Origin of the sequence: Stenotrophomonas beteli (assembly GCF_001431665.1) — a bacterium.
GTDB lineage: Bacteria > Pseudomonadota > Gammaproteobacteria > Xanthomonadales > Xanthomonadaceae > Stenotrophomonas > Stenotrophomonas beteli.
The window spans coordinates 1-2,117 of record NZ_LLXV01000009.1; the positions used below are offsets into that span (position 1 = coordinate 1).

The following is a 2,117-nucleotide window of genomic DNA, read 5'->3' on the forward strand; positions in this document are numbered from 1 at the left end:
ACGTGGTGGAGATTCCCGTTGAATAACTCAAGGGCGATCTCATGATCAGCCTGTTTGGGGAGCTGCAGTATGAGTAGCCCTGTGCAGTCGGAGTGCAACAGGGCGGGGGCCGGCACGCACGCTGCGTCGAACACGAATGGCGTCTGGATGATTAAGCGACAGACCGAGCGGCAGTTATGAATTGCAGCCTGCGGCTTTAGATCGGCCAGCCAGTTGGACTAAGGATATATGGGAAACTTCCTGGACCGATGCCGCATTCATCAAGGCCTTGGCGCGCTCCGGCGAGGTGTGTTTCCCCCCGGCTGCTCTCCCGTGGCGGCCATTGCGTAGCCGTGGGCTTGCTCATTGAGGTGCTCAATGAGATTGGACGACGGGTTGGGTGATGGATGAGCGTTCCCATCAAGCTCGATGAATTCGGTGTCCTTTGAAAAGGTTTTCCTGAACTTCTCAATTTCAACAGCATGTATAAGTTGAGCCAACCGGGGGCATCATCGCCCAGGGGTGTTGATGCGCCCACTGCCAGGACGTGAATAAGCTCGCATGTCGCTTCATTGCGAACCAGCGGCCTGCGATGTCGGTTCCGATAAAGCACTTCAGCGCTCCTTTTTAGTGGCCCCGCAATAGGCCCCTTGCCAGTGGCGTTGAGAAGCTTGAGGAGCGCTGCGTCGGCGGACGGCTTCATTGTTTTGTAATCGATAATGATGTCCTCTGCTTGGCTTAGCGGGATACAGAAAAATGAGGTGGGGCCATACGCGCAGTAGTGAATCCAGTCGATGTCGCTCGTCGCCACCGATCCTGCAATGTTCTCAGCGTGAACCAGAAGTCTTAAGGCTTGAGGTTCAGGAAGCATGACCGGCTCATCAGAATTAACGTCTTCACGATAAGGCGCAATCCTGTGAATGTTGACCGTGTTGTTACACGCGGCCAGTTTGGCCTGGAAAACGCCGGCACGGGCGAAGTTCTCACCGAACGTGATCATTAACGAAAAATCGGCGCCGGTAGAGCCTTCGCTCCTAACGTCAGAGCCATACTTGCTGTGTTGCGCCCACGATAGCCCTGGCCCATGGGTCGACTCAAGGCAATGCGCTACCCAGTCGATGGAGTTAATGAAAGCCCCCAGAAGCATTGATGTGATCTCTTCTTCCTGCTGAGGCTGTTGTGCATGCGCTTGGAGGATGCGGAAAGCCGCTATCTGTAATGCTGCGGCAAGCGGTGTCGGTCGAACAAGTTGGTGGACTGGTCCAATAACCGCTGAAATAAGGTGCTCAACTCTGGCGCTAATGCTGTCATCTGGACAGTCCTCGGTCACGCTTTGCATTCCTTTTTCGCTTTTGCAGAAGAGTCGGGTGCTGCAAGCGAGCATGCTTCAGTGCGTGACGAATTTCAAATCCTGCGATGGACCCCTCCCTGGCGGCCCATGCTATGGCCTCTTCTTTCCAGTTCTGGGGGAAGCAAAGAGAGCCCGTTTGTCGAAACATTACGCCAGGCAATGTCTTTCTTCTTCCGTCGATCCAGGCATTGAAGGCTGAGAGGTCGGTTGCGCCCAACGTTAAAGCCCGCTCTACGATGGCTCTTGCTAAGACTGCATCAAATGCCAAGCCACGTGCCTTCCTATCCCAGTACTGTACGGCTGCGTCAATCGAAGAAAAGTACTTTCTTGGGCAGGTCTCGTTGGTAGGTCCGGTTTCCCAGCGCTCTCTCTTTCTTTCATTGCATCGAATCAGACGTATTCCATACCGGCCCAGGTGGGCATTTGCTTCTTTGTACCTCATTGCCTGACTCCTTGTGGGGTGTCTGGCCTATTTAGCTGGAGCGCAGGTTTTGTCAATTGTCTGTGCTGGGAATGCCGCTGCTCACACTTGTGCTGAGTTCATGGATAAGGCCGCTCCTCGGTATCACGGCCGAAATCCACCAAGGCGCGAGAGGTTCGGGGCGGTGCGGTCGCAATCATTCCGGATATCAAAAGCTGGTGAGCGGTTCTCTTGTCTGGCTCATCTGGACATTCCTTTAGCACCTTGCTTGCAGGCGGGTACTTGGAGGAACTCTTGGAAGCGATCGAGGGGGGGAGTCGCTGCTTCCGTCACTTTTCTGGCGGCGGGGGGGGGGGGGCGGGGGGG

The 2,117-nt window shown here is 55.2% G+C and carries 1 protein-coding gene; it reads right to left on the reverse strand.

Translation table 11 applies throughout. The annotated features are described in order from the left end of the window. Positions 1-196 precede the first annotated feature (196 nt). Positions 197-1,318: a hypothetical protein gene (locus ARC23_RS20635; protein WP_152985172.1), complete on the reverse strand. Its 1,122-nt coding sequence runs from the start codon at positions 1,316-1,318 to the stop codon at positions 197-199. Positions 1,319-2,117: the final 799 nt, after the last annotated feature.

What these genes read in the sequence shown, in the direction of transcription:
- ARC23_RS20635 (WP_152985172.1), bottom strand. Translation starts at nt 1,318, where the DNA reads ATGCAAAGCGTGACCGAGGACTGTCCAGATGACAGCATTAGCGCCAGA.